This window comes from Nocardia sp. NBC_01009 (assembly GCF_045208035.1).
Lineage (GTDB): Bacteria > Actinomycetota > Actinomycetes > Mycobacteriales > Mycobacteriaceae > Nocardia.
In genome coordinates, this window is record NZ_CP108695.1 from 2,136,973 (window position 1) to 2,153,254 (window position 16,282).

The 16,282-nt window shown below is 68.2% G+C and carries 6 protein-coding genes; all 6 read left to right on the forward strand.

Going from position 1 to position 16,282, the window contains the following annotated elements; all coding sequences use genetic code 11:
• Positions 1 to 162 precede the first annotated feature (162 nt).
• The 6 genes from OHA42_RS09470 (at position 163) to OHA42_RS09495 (ending at position 16,211) form a co-directional block, all read left to right on the forward strand.
• The gene (locus OHA42_RS09470) at positions 163 to 918 is read left to right on the forward strand and encodes a thioesterase II family protein (RefSeq protein WP_406236253.1); all 756 of its coding nucleotides are present in this window, start codon (positions 163 to 165) and stop codon (positions 916 to 918) included.
• A gap of 19 nt (positions 919 to 937) precedes the next feature.
• Positions 938 to 2,248 (forward strand): polyketide synthase, encoded by a 1,311-nt coding sequence (locus OHA42_RS09475; RefSeq protein ID WP_406239246.1) that lies wholly within the window; start codon positions 938 to 940, stop codon positions 2,246 to 2,248.
• Complete coding sequence (gene nbtC / locus OHA42_RS09480; RefSeq protein WP_406236255.1) at positions 2,241 to 5,354, forward strand: nocobactin polyketide synthase NbtC; 3,114 nt, start codon at positions 2,241 to 2,243, stop codon at positions 5,352 to 5,354. Before OHA42_RS09475 ends, nbtC begins: the two co-directional genes overlap by 8 nt.
• Positions 5,355 to 5,370: 16 nt before the next feature.
• Positions 5,371 to 10,455, forward strand: a complete 5,085-nt coding sequence (locus OHA42_RS09485) for an amino acid adenylation domain-containing protein (protein ID WP_406236257.1) — start codon at positions 5,371 to 5,373, stop codon at positions 10,453 to 10,455.
• Positions 10,452 to 14,990, forward strand: coding sequence for an amino acid adenylation domain-containing protein (locus OHA42_RS09490; protein WP_406236259.1), 4,539 nt, complete (start codon positions 10,452 to 10,454; stop codon positions 14,988 to 14,990). The genes OHA42_RS09485 and OHA42_RS09490 overlap by 4 nt, the downstream gene beginning before the upstream one ends.
• A gap of 186 nt (positions 14,991 to 15,176) precedes the next feature.
• Complete coding sequence (locus OHA42_RS09495) at positions 15,177 to 16,211, forward strand: MAB_1171c family putative transporter (RefSeq protein WP_406236261.1); 1,035 nt, start codon at positions 15,177 to 15,179, stop codon at positions 16,209 to 16,211.
• Positions 16,212 to 16,282: the final 71 nt, after the last annotated feature.

Sequence of the window (16,282 nt, forward strand, 5' to 3'; positions counted from 1 at the left end):
TAATTAGGGTAGCCTACGCTAATATCGGGCGACCGATTTTCAGACCACATATCAGCTAGTGCAGCGAGTGTGGGGGGTGTTGTACGCCGCCGATAGCAGTGGCGATTGGTGGCGCGAATTTTCCGCGCTCACGATCGTCCGGCGGGAGCGCAGGAGTGAGAAATGCCAGCAAGTCTCGGATGGATCCGACAGTTCCACAAACCCCGTTCGGCCGATTGCCCACCACTGCTGATCTGCCCGCACGCTGGTGCGGGGGCCTCCGCGTATCGTGCGTTCTCCAAGGCGCTGAGTGCGCACTTCGATGTGCAGCTGCTGCAATACCCCGGTCGCCAGGACCGGGCGGCCGAACCTGCCGCCGCGACCCTTCCCGAGATGGCCGCCGGTGCGCTCGAGGGATATCTCTCGGCACCGCAGCATCGGGACGCTCCACTCACCCTTTTCGGGCACAGCATGGGCGCTATCGTGGCCTTCGAATTCGTCCGCCTCGCCGAGACTTCGGGAGTGGATGTCCGACTGCTCGCGGCATCGTCCGCGGCCGCGCCCGGTCGGATCGCCGACCTGCCTGGGCATCCCACCACGGACGAGGAACTCCTCGACCACCTGGCCGCGCTCAACGGCACCGACGCGGATGTCATGGCCAGCCGTGATGTCATGCGGATGGCGTTGCCGGTGATGAAGGCCGACTATCGGGCCTTCGACGCTTACTCGTGCGCCGCCGACGTCCGGGTCGACGTCCCGCTGCAGGTGCTCGGCGGTGACGAGGATCCGTTCGTCACGCCGCGCGATCTGTACGCGTGGTCGGCGCATACCAGCGCGGATCTCGAGGTGACGCTGTTCGCGGGAGGCCACTTCTACATCGGCGACCATCTCGACGGCATCGCGGAACTGCTTGTGCCGCAGACCAGCACAGTCGCGTAGCGATCACACAGAGGACATGATGAGGACATCCACAACCGACGATCCGATCGTCGTCGTCGGAATGGCCGTCGAGGCGCCCGGGGGGATCGACACGCTGCCCGCCTTCTGGTCGATGCTCGCGGAGTCCCGCGAGATGATCGGCCCGTTCCCGCGCAATCGGGAATGGCCGGTCGAGGAGTTGCTTTCGCTGGGCCGGATCGACGGCTGGTCGCCGGTGCGCGACGCCGGTGGGTTCCTCGATGGCGCCACGGAATTCGATCCGATGTTTTTCGGGATCACCCCGCGCGAGGCGGTCGCAATGGACCCGCAGCAGCGGGTGGGCATGCGGGTCGCCTGGCGGGCGTTGGAGCATGCCGGACTCAATCCGGGTGCGCTGGAGAGCATGCAGGCCGGTGTGTGGATGGGTGTCTCCGCCACCGAGTACGGGCCCGGCGTCGCAAGCGTCAACGAGTACAGCGGTTACCGGGTGACCGGTACCGCCCTCGGCGCGGTCGCGGGCCGGATCTCGCACGGACTCGGTCTGATCGGGCCGTCGGTCAGTGTGGACACGGCCTGCGCCTCCTCATTGACCGCGGTTCATCAGGCCGCCGCCGCGATTCGTGCGGGGGAGTGCGACTGGGCGCTGGCCGGTGGGGTGTGCGTCATGGGCTCACCCGGCGCCTTCTACGAGTTCTCGAAGAACAATGCGCTGGCTACGGATGGCCACTGCCGTCCCTACGCGGCGGACGTAACCGGCACTCTCTGGGGTGAGGGCGCCGGAGTTGTGGTGCTGGAGCCTGAATCCCGGGCTCGCGAACTGGGGCACCGGATCTACGGCCGCCTGCTCGGTTCGCGGATCAACCACAACGGCAAGGGTGCACCGCTGGCCGTTCCGAGTGCCGCCGCCCAGGAACGTCTGGTCCGCGACACGCTGGCTGTTGCCGACATCGCGCCGGAGCTGGTCGGTCTGATCGAAGGCCACGGCACCGGGACACCGGTCGGAGACCCGCTCGAGCTGACCGCGCTGAGCAGGACATACGGGTCCGGTCGCGCGCTGCTCGGCTCGGTCAAATCCAATGTCGGTCACGCCCAGGCCGCCTCGGGGGTGCTCGGCCTGATCAAGGTGCTGTTGTGCGGCGCCAACGGCCAGATCGCGCCGACGCTGTGGAGTGACAACCCGACGACCGAAATCGATTGGGATAAAACCGGTTTGCAGCTGGCCGTCGAATTCGATGCGTGGGAACCGGTTGACGGCATGCGTTACGGCGCCGTGTCGTCGTTCGGCGTCGCGGGTACGAATGCGCACGCGATCATCGGCATGCCGGCGCTGGAGGAGGATTCCGATGTCTAGCTACCAGATGCCGGACGGCACCATCCCGGTGTTGCTGTCCTCCGATACGGCCGACGGGTTGCGTGCCGAAGCCGCCGCGATCCTCCGCTACCTCGAGGGTCATCATCGTGTATCCCCAAATCAATTGGCGGACATGCTATTTCGAACACGCACACCGCGCCGCCATCGGGTGCTCGCCCTGGTGCGCACCCGCGAGGAACTGCTCGAGGCGTTGAGTGCGTTCCTAGCGGAGGCCACGCATCCTGCCGTGATAGCCGGGGACAGCGCGGCCACCGCCCGCCGGGTCGGGTTCGTATTTCCCGGCCAGGGCAGTCAGCGGCCCGGCATGGGGGCACTGTATTACAAGATGTCGCAGGAATATCGGGCCACGATCGACGAGTGTGCCGCGATCCACCTGGAACGGTTCGGCGACGACAAGCCCCTGCACTACCTGCTCGGGCACGCCGGCCGGTTCGACGACACGGTGTGGGAAGTTCAGCCTGCGTTGATGTTCCATATGGTCGGCCTGGCCGCCATGTGGCGTGCGGCCGGTGTCACGCCGGGCGCCACCATCGGGCACAGCCAGGGTGAGCTGGCGGCTGGTGCGGTCTCGGGCATCATGACGCTGCGAGATGCGGTGCTGGCCGTGACCCACCGCGCCAAGCTGGTCGGCCGGATGTCGCCGGGTGGTTTCTCGATGGCCGTGCTCGGCATGGATCGCGATGACTGTGAGGCCTTGCTGGCCAGGCATTCCGGCTGGGCAGAGCTGTCGGTGATCAACTCCCCGCACATTCTGGCCATCTCCGGTGACCGCGCCACCATCGTCGAGATGGTGGCGCTCGCGAACTCGCGCGGTCAGTTCGCCAAGGAGATCCGGGTCGCGTATCCCGCGCACACCTCGATTGTCAGCGAGTACCGGAGCGATCTGGAGGCCGTGCTCAACGACGAGATGAGCAGCAGCCATTTTGCGGTCACCGAAATTCCCAGCTACGGAGCGACGCTCGGCGTTCCCATCACGCCCGACCTGACACATCGGCACTACTGGTACTGGAACCTGCGCAATCGGGTGCGATTCGATCGCGCGGTAGTCGCGGCGGCGACCGACGGGGTGGACACCCTGATCGAGATCGCCGAGCATCCTATGCTGCAGCTGGCCTTGCAGGAGAACCTGACCCTGGTGCCCGAGTCGGTGCCCGCCAAGGACTTCCGGGTCATCGGCACTTCGCTGCGCACCGCCGAAGGGCTGCGGGAGTTCACCAGGAACGTGGCCACCGTGGCGGTGCACGACCTGAACTACCGATGGGACGCGCTGCGCGCCGAATCCGGTTCGAGCACAGTGGAACTACCATTGCGCGATTTCCCGAACACGGTGATGAAACGCCAGCAGCTGTGGGCCCCGAACCAATCGGCGACCGTGTCGAGCGAGTCAACCGAAGCCGACCACGGTCAGCGCCCGACCCGGTTTGCCGAGAACTGGGTACGGCTCGAGCGTCGGTCCCTGGTGTCGCCGCGCAGCCTGTTGGTCGTCGACCACACCGGGCGTTGCGGCGAACTGGCCGCGGCAGTGTGCGCCGCGGCGTACAACCATGGCGCGAGCGCGACGGTCTACGACCCGGACAAGCCTGCGGCCATCGCGGACTACAACTCGGTTGTCGTCCTGCTGCCCGAACTCCCGGACCAGGACGCACCCGCCGCGGTCCACGAACTCTCCGATTTCTACGCCTCTCGGTGGCTGCCCGCCATCGACCCGACCGTCGTTGACTGCTGGCTGGTGACCATCGGGGGCGAGTCGGTGGTAGCCGAAGATCCCGCGCCGCATTTGTTCCACGGCGCGGTGTCCGCCGGATTCCGCTGCATCGGTCTAGAGAACATCGGTACCGCGTTCCGTCATCTCGATCTGGGAGCAGGCGATGTGGATGCGGCGCGAGCCGCGACCATCGTGCGCGCCTTGCACACCAAGGACGAGGCGCAACTCGCGCTGCGCGGCGGCGGGCTCTACGCCAAGCGGCTCGAAGTGGATTCCGCGCGCCCGACCGAGACGCCGGACCCCCGAGACCTCGAGCACGTCGTAATCGTCGGCGGCACTGGGACTTTAGGCCTGAAGTTCGCCGAATACCTCGCCCGTCGCGGTGCCGAGCGCATCACGCTGCTGAGCCGCTCGGGCGAAACCGAGGCGGTCGCGGGTCGATTGCGGGCCATCCGGGAAATCGGTGCCGAAGTGATCGTCGCCGCCTGCGATGTCAGCGATGAATCCAGCGTGCGACGGCTCGCCGCCGACCACATGGCCACGCCTGCCACCATGCTCGTACACGCCGCGGTGAACTATGTGGGCGCCGAACTCGCCGATATCACCACCGAGAAGGTGCTCGAGATGGCGAGCTCGAAAATCATCGGCACCGATCATCTCCTCCGGCTACTTCCGCTTGCCGACGCTTGCCGAATCATCATCTGTTCTTCCGCGGCGGCCATCTTCGGCGGCCGGGGACAGATTCTGTACTCCACCGTCAATCGGATGCTCGACGTGCTGGCGACCCGGTTGCGGTTCTCGGGCACGAATGCTGTTGCGGTGCAGTGGGGAATCTGGGATCTCGAAGGACCGCTGCATGCGGTGGGCCTCGACCGGATCACCGCCGCGGGTGGCGTCTCCATGGACCCGCGCGATGCCCTCGCCGTCGGTTTCACCGAACATGCCGAAATCGGCCGGCCCGGAAACCGTCTCGTGATGGCCGCCGATTGGGCGCAGCTGTCCGACATCATCTCCGCGGTCGGCTGGGGTCCGCTGCTGACCGACATACTGGCACAGGTGGAGCTGCTCACGCCGGCGCTGACGGTGGCAGACGCCGTCGCGGCGCAGCCCGTTGCCGAGCAGTCGAGTGCGGCGGCCGCAGTCGATGTCTCGCTGTCCGACCAGGTCCTGCGGCAGCTGGGCAAGGTGATGGGCACCGACGGCACCGAATCCATCGACGGCTCTGTCCCGTTGGTGGCGCTCGGCCTGGATTCGCTGCAGGCGTTGGATTTCCGCAAGCGGATCAAGGCGGAGCTGGACCGCGACCTGCCGGTCGCAGCGATTCTGGGCGGCGCATCGCTAAACGATGTCGTGCTGCTGATGGCAGAGAACACCAACTAGGGCTAGGGGCAGATTCATGTCGCACACCGATGGCACGAACCTCTCCGTGCTCGACCGCCGCAAGCTGCTCATGCAGCAGCGCCTGCGCGAAAGCGGGCTGGCCGCAGCGGATTCCGCCGCGAGCCCGGTCCCGCAGATCCGCGCAGGCGAGCGCTACCCGCTCTCCGCGGGCCAGCGCCGGATGTGGTTCCTGCAGACCAGGGACGCCGCGGACACCACTCTCAATATTTGCGTGTCCTACCGGCTGACCGGGGCGCTGGACGAGGCCCGGCTGCGCGCCGCCGTCAACGGCGTGGTCGCCAGGCACGACATCCTGCGCACCACCTACGGTGTCGACGCCGAGGGCGAGCCGTACCAGGTGTTCCAGGAGACCTCGGAGATCGACTGGCAGTCCCACGATCTGATGGATCTGCCCGAATCGGGCCGCGAGCGGCGGATCGAGGTGCTGGCCCGGCGCGAGTTCGGCAGGCCCTTCGACCTGGCTGCCGAATTGCCACTTCGGGTCACGCTGGCACGTACCGGTGCGGAGGAATTCGTGCTCGTGCTGGTCGTGCACCACATCTGCTGGGACGACGACTCCTGGGCGGTGTTCTTCACTGAGCTGAACGCGGCCTACAACGGGCGTGAGAGCGTGAGCGACACCGGTCGATTCGTCGCCGTCGAGGTGCTCGACGGTCCGGCCGAACCCGCCGAGGCCGATATCGACTACTGGCGTTCCACGCTGCGCCCGCTGCCCGAGCCGCTGGAGCTCCCCGGCTCGGCTGCCGCCGCGCCGTCCAAGCAGGCCGAGCGCCGCACCCGCGCGCTGCCCGCCGAACTCGTCGCCCGGGTGGAGGCATTCGCCCGCGAGTGGTCCGCGACCCCGTTCATGGTGCTGCTGGCCGCGTTCGACGTATTGATCCACCGATATACCGCCGCACCGGATTTCCTGGTCTCCATCCCGGTCACCGCGCGCCGCGCCGCAGCCGAGCGCCTCATCGGCTACTTCGGCAACACCCTGCTGGTGCGTGCCACCGTACGTCCCGCCGACACCTTCGCTACCTTCGTCGACGCGGTGCGCGAAACCTGCCTCGGTGGCTTTGCGCACCAGGATGTCGGCATCGATCGCGTTGTCCGCGAGGCGAATCCGGAGCGGATTGCGGGCCGGGACGGCATGGATCAGCTGGTCTGCCTCGGGTTCAGCGTGCGCAAGAGCGCCGACGGATTCGCCCTGGACGGCGTTACCGCGCGGGCGCTGGAGCTCGGCGCGCCGACCGCGCAGGTGCCGCTGGCGCTGGCCGTGGTGCTCGATCCGGCGGCCGCCCTGCTCGAAATCGAGTACCAGACCGACGTGCTCGCCCAACCGCTCGTCGATCAATTACTCGCGCACTACGTTCAGCTGCTGGACAGCGCGCTGGCCGAACCTGGCCGGAGGCTGGGCGATCTCGATATGCTCGGCGCGGCCGATCGTGCCACCATCCTGGAGCAGTCGCGCGGAGAGCTGGTGGCCGCGCCTGCGACCACCATGGTCGCGCTGCTGGAATCCGCCGCGGCGCATCGGCCGGACACCCTCGCACTGGTCTCAGACACCGCCGAGCTGACCTACGCGCAGCTGCACCGGCGCGCGAACCGCTTGGCGCACTGGCTGATCGACCAGGGCATCGGCACCGAGGACATCGTCGGGCTGCGCATGAGCACCTCGATCGAATTCATCGTCGCGCTGCTCGGCGTCATGAAGGCCGGCGCTGCCTACCTGCCGATAGACCCCGCCTACCCTGACGATCGCATCGACTACCTGGTCGAAGACGCCCGGCCCCGCCTGGTGCTCGGCCGGGTGGAGCTGGACGCCGCCGAATCGGCCGCCGCCGACCTGCCGGCCGCCGCACCTACCGATGCCGACCGACTGCGACCGCTGCTGCCCGGGCATCTCGCCTACGTTATCTACACCTCCGGCTCCACCGGCAAGCCCAAGGGTGTCCCGGTGCCGCACCACGCGATTGCCGAGCATATCGAGGGCTTCATCGCCGAATGGGGGATGACCGAGCAGGATCGGCTGCTGCAGTCGTCCTCGGTGAGTTTCGACGCCTCGTTGCTGGACATTTTCGTCACCCTCGGTCTCGGCGCGCGGCTGATCGTGCCGAAGCCGGACGCGTTCCGTGACATCCGCTACGTCGCCGACCTGATCACCCGCCGCGGCGTCACCGTGCTGCACATGGTGCCGTCCATGCTGAGCACCTTCCTGTTACTGCCGGAGGTGAGCGAATGGCGTGCGCTGCGGCATGTTCCGGTCGGCGGTGAGGCGCTGCCCGGCGAGGTGGCCGACAAGTTCGCTGGGATCTTCGACGCGGAACTGCGCAACCACTACGGTCCGACCGAGGCGGTGGTCTGCTCGACCCACATGTCGGTCGAGGGACCGCAGGGCACCGGCGTGGTGCCGATCGGCATTCCGAACCGCAATGTCTACACCTACGTGCTGGACGACGCGCTGCAGCTGGCGCCCGCCGGGGTGGTCGGTGAGCTCTACCTGGGCGGCGCCCAGCTGGCCCGCGGCTACCTGGGGCGCGCGGCGCTGAGCGCCCAGCGCTTTGTCGCCGATCCGTTCAACCCCGGGGAGCGGCTGTACCGTTCCGGAGACCTGGTGCGCCGCAATGCCTTCAGTGAGCTGGAGTTCGTCGGACGCGCCGACGAGCAGGTCAAGGTGCGCGGCTTCCGGATCGAGCTCGGCGAGGTCGAGGCCGCAATCGCGACCCATCCCACGGTCGGGCACTGCGTCGTGATCGTCGCCGAGGACCCCGCCGTCGGACCCATGCTGGCCGCCTACGTGGTGCCCGCGACCGGTGAAAGCGGTTCCGCCGAAGTCGATCTGGAGCAGGTCCGGGAGCACGCGGTGGCGATGCTGCCGGAGTACATGGTGCCCAGTGCTTTCGCGGTCATCCCGGAGATCCCGCTGACCGTCAACGGCAAGCTCGATAAGCGGGCGCTGCCCGCGCCGACCCCCGCCGTGGCGCGCAGCTACCGCGAGCCCGCGACGGCGACCGAGCGCCGAATGTGCGCGGTCTACGCCCAGTTGTTCACGCTGGAGCGGGTCGGCGCCGACGACTCGTTCTTCGAACTCGGCGGTCACTCGCTGCTCGCGGCCCGGCTGGTCGCGCAGATCCGGGCCGAGTTCGGCGTCGAGCTGGACGTGCGCGTCATCTTCGACACCCCGGCACCGGCCAAGCTCGCGGCCCGGCTGGTCGCCCAGTTCCGCGACGAGTTCGGCATCGACCTCGACGCGATGGACTCCGACGAACGTGCCGAGACCGAACCAGCGCCCGCCGCAGGGCCGGTGTCGCAGCGCCCGCTGCTCACCGAAGCCTCACGCCCCGAACGGATTCCGCTGTCCTACTCGCAGCTGGCCATGTGGTTCGAGTATCGGATGGAGGGCGCGAGCGAGGTCGGCAACATGCCGTTCGCGATGCGGTTCGACGGCCCGCTGGACGCGCCCGCGCTGGCTGCCGCGATCAACGACGTGATGGCCCGGCACGAGGCGCTGCGCACCAATTTCCCGGAGCAGGACGGTGTTCCGTACCAGCTCGTGCATCCGGAGCTGGAGGTGCCGCTGCGGATCGTAGAGACCACGCCGGACGGCCTTGACGCCGAGCTGGCGCGGCTGCGCGGCTACCCGTTCGTGATCGAGTCCGAGCCGCTGATCCGCCCGACTCTGCTGGTGCTCGACCCGCGGACACATGTGCTGTCGCTGCTGGTGCACCACATCGTCGCCGACCACGCCTCCCTCGGCATCTTCCTTGACGATCTGATCGCGGCCTACCGGGCACGGTCCGAGGGGCAGGCGCCGCAGTGGGCGCCGCTGCCGATACAGTTCGCGGATTACACCCTGTGGCAACGGGATGCGTTCGACCCGGGCCAGACCGGCGCGCCGAGTCCGTTCGGCCGGGCCGAGCTGGAGCACTGGCGCGGTGTGCTCGCCGGGCTGCCCGACGAGATCTCGGTGGCGCCGGATCGGCCGCGCCCACGGGTGCTCGGCAAGCGTGGCGAGGTGGCGACCTTCACCCTCCCCGCGGCCCGCCGCGACGGCCTCGCGGCGCTCGCCGAACAGCGCGGCGTCAGCGAATTCATGGTCTACCAGGCCGTGGTCGCGACCCTGCTGCACAAGCTCGGCGGCGGCACCGACATCGCGCTGGGCACCCCGGTCGCGTCCCGGGTCGAACCGGCCACCGGCGCCATGTTCGGGCTGTTCGCCAACATGCTCGTGCTGCGCAACGATCTGTCCGGGGATCCGACCCTTGGCGACACGATCGCGCGCAGCCGCGATGTGGTGCTGGACGCCCACGGACACCAGGAGCTGCCCATCGAGCGACTGGTGGAAGCGCTCAACCCGGTGCGCTCGCGGTCCCGGAATCCGCTGTTCCAGAGCATGATCCACTTCCGAGGTGCGGACTGGGCGCCGCGTCCGTGCGAGCTCACCGTGGCGGGCGCGACGACGGTGTCGGTGCTGCCGGTCGACTTCGACATCTCGTTCCTCGACCTGAACCTGAGTCTGAATGTGACCGCCGACGGCGGCGTGGACGTGCGGGTCGTGGTCAACGCCGATCTCTACGATCCGGCGACCGCCCGGCTCATCGCCGACGCGCTGGCGGCGACCCTGGACGCGTACGCCACCGCACCGGATCGCACCGTAACCGAGCTCGAGGTGCTGCCGGTCGCCGACCTGGAACGGCTGCTGGCGCCACCGGTCGCGGCGGCCGAGGATCCTCCGCGGAGTGCCACCGGCGGCTCGGCGGAGACCGAGCGCACGCTGATCGCGCTGCTGGAGGAGCTCCTCGACATCACCGATGTGGATCCCGACGACAATTTCTTCGCGCTCGGCGGCGACAGTGTGATCTCCATCCAGTGGTCGGCCCGGGCCGCCGCGTTCGGCCTGGCGCTTACCCCGCAGTTGGTCTTCGAATACATGACGGTGGCCGAGCTGGCCGCCGCGGTCGATGCGGCCGCGGATCAGCCTGCGGCCGAGTCGAATTCGGAAGCTGCGGCACAACAGGAGCACGCGCCGATGAGCGCGTCCGGCCTGGATGCCGACGCCCTGGCCGCGCTCACCGCCTCCTGGCAGGCACAGTCGTGACCGCCGCTCCGCCGCAGATCGAGGACATCCTTGCGCTCAGCCCGCTGCAGGAGGGATTGTTCTCACTGTCCCGGATGAGCGGGAACGGCATCGATCTCTACACCATGCAGTTCGTGGTGGACATCGACGGCCCGCTGAACGTCGAGCTGCTGCGCCGAAGCGCGCAGGCCATGCTGGACCGGCATCCAAACCTGCGCGCCGCGTTCTGGGATCGCGACGTGCCCAAGCCGGTGCAGATCGTGCCCGCGCACGCCGAGATGCCGTGGTCCGAAAGGACCGCGCGGCCCACCGAATTCGACGCGATCGCGGAGTCGGAGCGCCGCCGCCCCTTCGACCTGAGCCGGGGCCCGGCCCTGCGCGTCGTGCTGCTCGCGGTGCCGGGCGAGTCGATGCGCCGGATGATTCTCACCGTGCATCACATCCTGATGGACGGCTGGGCGGTCGCGGTGTTCTACACCGAACTGCTCGCGGTCTACCAGGCGGGTGGTTCGCGCGACGGCCTGCCGAACCCGCGTCCGTACCGCGACTACATCGGCTGGCTCGGCGCGCAGGACACCGCGGCCACCACCGCCGAGTGGGCCCGGTACCTGGGCGGGCTCAGTGGTCCGCTGATGATCGCCGACGGCGCTACCGCCGCCCGGGGCACAGTGCCCGAGAAGACCGCAGTGCGCCTGGACGCGGCGGAGACCACACGCCTGCAGCAGTGGGCGCGCGGGCACGGGCTGACCTTGAACACCGTGGTTCAGTTCGCCTGGACCGTGCTGCTCGGCAGGCTCACCGACCGTCGCGACATCGTCTTCGGCACCATCATTTCCGGTCGGCCCGAGCAGCTTGCCGGGGTGGAGGGCATGGTCGGGCTATTCATCAACACGGTGCCGGTGGTCCACCATCTGGATCGCACGGCCACCGTGCTGGAGCAGTGCGCGCGGCTGCAGCGGGAATCGGCCGCCATGCGCGATATCGGCTATCTGAGCCTTTCGGCAGTGCAGCGTGCGGCCGGGTACGGAGCGCTGTTCGACACGCTCTTCGTCTTCGAGAACGCGCCCATCGACGATGCCATCCGCGAGGTCACCGCGCCCGATGGCGCACGCTTCCGGCCGATCGAGATGGAAAGCCTCGCGCACTATCCGCTGACGGTGGTGTCGCATTTGAGCGACGGCGATCTGCTTGTGCTGATCGAGGCCATTCCCGAAGCGCTGCCGCATTTCTCGGCCGCGGAAATCGGCGAGTGGATGTGCGCGGTGCTGCGGCAACTGCCCGCGATCGGCGAAGCTACCCCGGACGGCCTGGATATCCTCACTGCGGCGGAGCACATCGAATTCCGAACGGCCGCAACGGCAGAAGCTCCGAACATGGCCACAGTGTGGGAGTTGTTCGAGCGGCAGGTCCTGGCCACGCCGGATGCGCCGGCGCTGACCACCACCGCGGGGGAGCGCTACACCTACGCCGGTCTGCACGGCGAGGCCTGCAGATTGGCCGCGGAGCTGACCGAACACGGCGTCGGTCCGGAAACCGTAGTGGCTCTGGTGCTGCCGCGTTCTGCACAGTCGATCATCGCGATCCTCGCCGTGTTGGGCGCGGGCGGCGCCTACGTCCCGGTGGATATCTCGTTGCCCGCCGCTCGGATCGAATCCATTCTGCGCCAAGCGCGGCCGGTGCTTGCCCTCACCGTGGCCAGCTGCCGCGGGCAGATCATTCCCGCGCTGTCCGCACTGGTACTCGACGATCCCGCCGTAGCCGAACGCATTTCGCGACGCGAACCGGTCGCACCCACGGTGGCTCGACACCCGGAGCACTGCGCCTACCTGATCTTCACCTCTGGATCGACCGGTGAACCGAAGGGCGTAGCGGGCACGAACGCAGCGGTGACCAGCTATTTCGCCGATCATCGCGACCGTTTCTATCGTCCGGCCGTGGCCCGGCTCGGCCGCCCGCTGCGCATCGCGCACGCCTGGTCGCTGAGCTTCGACGCCTCCTGGCAGCCGATGGTGGGTTTCCTGGGAGGCCAGGCGCTGCACCTGTTCGATGCGGAGGAGATGCGTGATGCGCACCGCCTGGTCGAAGGCATCGCCGAGCATGCCGTCGACATGATCGACACCACGCCCTCGATGCTCGCGCAGCTCACCGCGGCCGGGCTGCTCGACCGCGAGTTGCCGGTGCTGGCACTGGGTGGCGAGGCGATCGATACCGCGCTGTGGGCGCGGCTGCGGGCGCTGTCGGGCACCGCCGTCTACAACTGCTACGGGCCGACGGAGACAACCGTCGAGGCCGTGGTCGCCCCCGTCGGGGATTTCGCGACGCCGACGATCGGCATCCCGAACGCCGGAATGTCCGGCTATGTCTTCGATTCCATGCTGCGGCCGGTACCGCATGGCGTGGTCGGTGAGTTGTACCTGTCCGGCCCGCAATTGGCGCGCGGCTACATCGGCAAACCCGCCGTCACCGCCGACCGTTTCGTGGCCGACCCGTTCCGGCCGGGACAGCGCATGTATCGCACCGGTGACATGGTGCGACGGCTCACGCACGGCGGTTTCGCCTACCTCGGACGCGCCGACGCTCAGGTGAAGATCCGCGGCTATCGCATAGAGATCGGCGAGATCGAGACCGCACTCCGTAGGCTGCCCGGCGTCGACACCGCCGCGGTCACCGTGGTGCGCCGCGCAGGTGGCGCGAGTCTCGTCGGATTCGTTGTCTGCCGGGCAGATCGCGACGGTGAAACCGGCAGATTGCGTGCCGCCCTCTCGGAACGCTTGCCCGCGTACATGGTTCCGGCCCGGATCGTAGTGCTCGCCGATCTGCCGGTGAACGCGAACGGCAAACTCGACGGCCACGCACTGGACCGATTGGCCGAGCAGGCGTTGTCCGGTAGTGCGACCACAAGCGCCATAGCCGCGACCACCGATACCGAGCGCACCCTGTGCGAGGTCTTCGCCGAGCTGTTCGACGGCCAGGTCCCGGGCATCGACGACGATTTCTTCGCGCTCGGCGTGGATAGTATTGTCGCCATCTCACTGGTGAACAAGGCCCGCAGGCGTGGCATCGTGCTGCGCCCGCGCATGGTGCTGGCCACCCCGACCATCCGCGAACTCGGCGCCGCAGTCGACACCGCGGCGGTCGTCGCCGGACCCGCCGACGGCGGCGACTACGGCGAGGTGTTGCCGCTGCCCATCGTCTCCTGGATGTACGAGCACGGCAACTTCCGCCGCTTCACCCAGACCGCGCTGCTCCAGGTGCCCGCCGGAATAGGCCGTGCGGTAACCGAATCCGTGCTCCAGGCATTGCTCGACGGGCATGACACGCTGCGGTCCAGGCTGGTGGACACCCCGGACGGGCCGCGCCTGGTTACTCGCGAACCCGGCACCGTCCGCGCCGCCGATCTACTGACCAGGGTCGATCTGGCGGGTGCTACGGATGCCGAGATCGATACGGCCATAGCGGATTCTGCGCGCCGGGTGACCGACGAGATAGACCCGCGCACGGGCGACATGGTCCGGGCCGTCTGGTTCACCGGCGTAGAGCAGGGCGACATCCTATTGCTGGCGGTGCATCACCTGGCGGTCGATGTCGTTTCCTGGCACATCATGCTCGGCGGTGCTGCCGAGGCGTGGCAGGCGGTCGAATCCGGTGCCGCTCCGAAGACGTTGCCGGAGTTCACCTCTTACCGCCGCTGGTCGCAGCTGATGTGGCAGCGGGCCGCAGAGCCGGAAGTGCTTGCTCAGCGCGACTATTGGGCCGGGCAGGTCCGAGATCCGGATCCTGCGCTCGGCGCCCGGCATCCGGTCCCGGCCGCCGACACTTGGTCCTCGCTGCGGGTTACCTCCGCGGTAACGTCGGTCGAGGTCACCAAGCGCGTGCTCGCCACCCTGACCAAGGAGGAGGGCGTCCGCGAATTCCTGCTTGCCGCGCTGGCCATGACGCTGGCCGCGTGGCGGCGAGAGCGCGAGCAGGATCCGACCTCCGGTGCGCTCATCGCATTGGAGAGCCACGGTCGCGCCGACGCCGTCCTCGACACCGACACCGACACCGCGAACACCCTCGGCTGGTTCACCAGCGTGTTCCCGGTCCGGCTCGGTGTGGGCGCGGCGGCGATCGATGTGGCCCGCGCCGAGGCGGATCCGAACGCCGCACGGGCGCTGTTGGATTCGGTCACCGCGCACCTCAGCGCGATTCCGCAGCAGGGCCTGGACTACGGCCTGCTCCGCTACCTCAACCGCACGCCGGAACTGTTGACGGCGGCCGAACCTCAGGTCGAGTTCAACTACCTGGGCCGGGTCGACCTCAGCGGCACTACTGGCCAACCATGGTCGCTGCTTACCGGCCCGCGCAACGCGGCGCTCCCGCTCGGCCCGGAACCGGACCTGCCGCTGCGCTACGCCCTCGACGTCATCGCGGCCATCGGAACCACGCCGGACGGTCCGCAACTCAGCACCAACTGGCGCTGGAGCGATGCCCTGTTCACAGCCGCGGAGGCCAACCGCCTGACCCACCTCTGGCAGCGCAGCATCGCCGCGCTGGCTGCCGCCCTCGAACGCTGATCCTCTGGTGTTCGACCGGCCATTCGGCATGCGCCGCAGGGCCGGAGGGGCGCCGGCGGTTTCCTCGATGACATAGGATCGGACCACACCGATCAGTCCGAGCAATCTGTGTGGGGGCGCCCGATGTACAGGCCGGCGCCGACGTGGCTCGTGGTCCTCGGGGTCGCAGCAGTCTGCGGAGTCGCCGTGGCGCGCTGGATACTCCTGCACGACACGGTGGCGAACCGACTGATCAACCGCGCACTGGCCTGGCTGAGCATCGCCATGTTCATCGCCCAGGCCGGATTTGCGTGCGGCGCACACGCCATGGCTCACCTGATCTTTCTGGCTGTCTGTCCGTTGACGCTGGCGAATCTGTACGGCCTCGCTCGACTGTTCGGCGGCGCCGACCCGACAATCGCCGAGCACCGGCAGTGGCGCTACGACCTCACCGCCGCGCTCGCGGGCTGCGTGGTCGTGTTGATCGGTCTGCCGGAGGACCACCCCTGGCCGGGCTTCTGGTTACCTGCGATCGTCTACTGGACAATCTTCAATCTGCCCACGGTCGCGGCAGGCATACGCCTGACGCGAGCGTGCTTGCGGGAGTTACGCATCCAGCGCGGCGTGCGCGAGGTATTCGCCTATGGCGGTCTGCTGACGCTCGCGATCGGCTGGTTCTACGCTGCGGCGCTGAGCCTGCTGCAACTCGGCGACCGGGTGGCACCTGTCGGTCCTGCGGCGCAATGGGGTGTGCTGTCCTGCGGATTCGGTCTCCTGGTTGCGGCCGTGACGGCGGTACCGCTGTTGAATCTGGGCCTGGTACGGCTCGGCTTGGATCGCACCGGTCGGGACTTGCGTGCGCTGCACCCCCTGTGGCGCGACCTCACCGACACCATTCCGGAGATAGCGCTGCGGTCCGCCGACACCGGACAGCTCGAGCCGAGCACTCGGCTGTATCGAATGATCGTCGAGATCCGAGACGCCCTGCTGCACCTGCGGCAGTACGCACCGCCGGAAATCAGACACGAGAATGCGAGCATCTCGGACTACGCCCGGCTGCTCGCCCATGCAGCAAACGAGAAGGCCGGCGGTGCGGTGCCGAGCGGTTCCGCTCCCGCATTCGGAGTTTTCCACGCCGTCGGTGGCGATCTGTCCACCGACATCGGCAACCTTCTTGCCCTGTCGCGAGAGTGGCAGCGTGCGAGTGTGGCGGTCCGCGATCACGCGGTCCCGAGTCGGTGAACTCGCTTGCGCCACTGGCACGGGAATGGCCCCGGGCCAGGTCACGGGCGACGGTGTGCTGTGCGGCGAGC

What these genes read in the sequence shown, in the direction of transcription:
- OHA42_RS09470 (WP_406236253.1), top strand. Translation starts at nt 163, where the DNA reads ATGCCAGCAAGTCTCGGATGGATCCGACAGTTCCACAAACCCCGTTCG.
- OHA42_RS09475 (WP_406239246.1), top strand. Translation starts at nt 938, where the DNA reads ATGAGGACATCCACAACCGACGATCCGATCGTCGTCGTCGGAATGGCC.
- nbtC (WP_406236255.1), top strand. Translation starts at nt 2,241, where the DNA reads ATGTCTAGCTACCAGATGCCGGACGGCACCATCCCGGTGTTGCTGTCC.
- OHA42_RS09485 (WP_406236257.1), top strand. Translation starts at nt 5,371, where the DNA reads ATGTCGCACACCGATGGCACGAACCTCTCCGTGCTCGACCGCCGCAAG.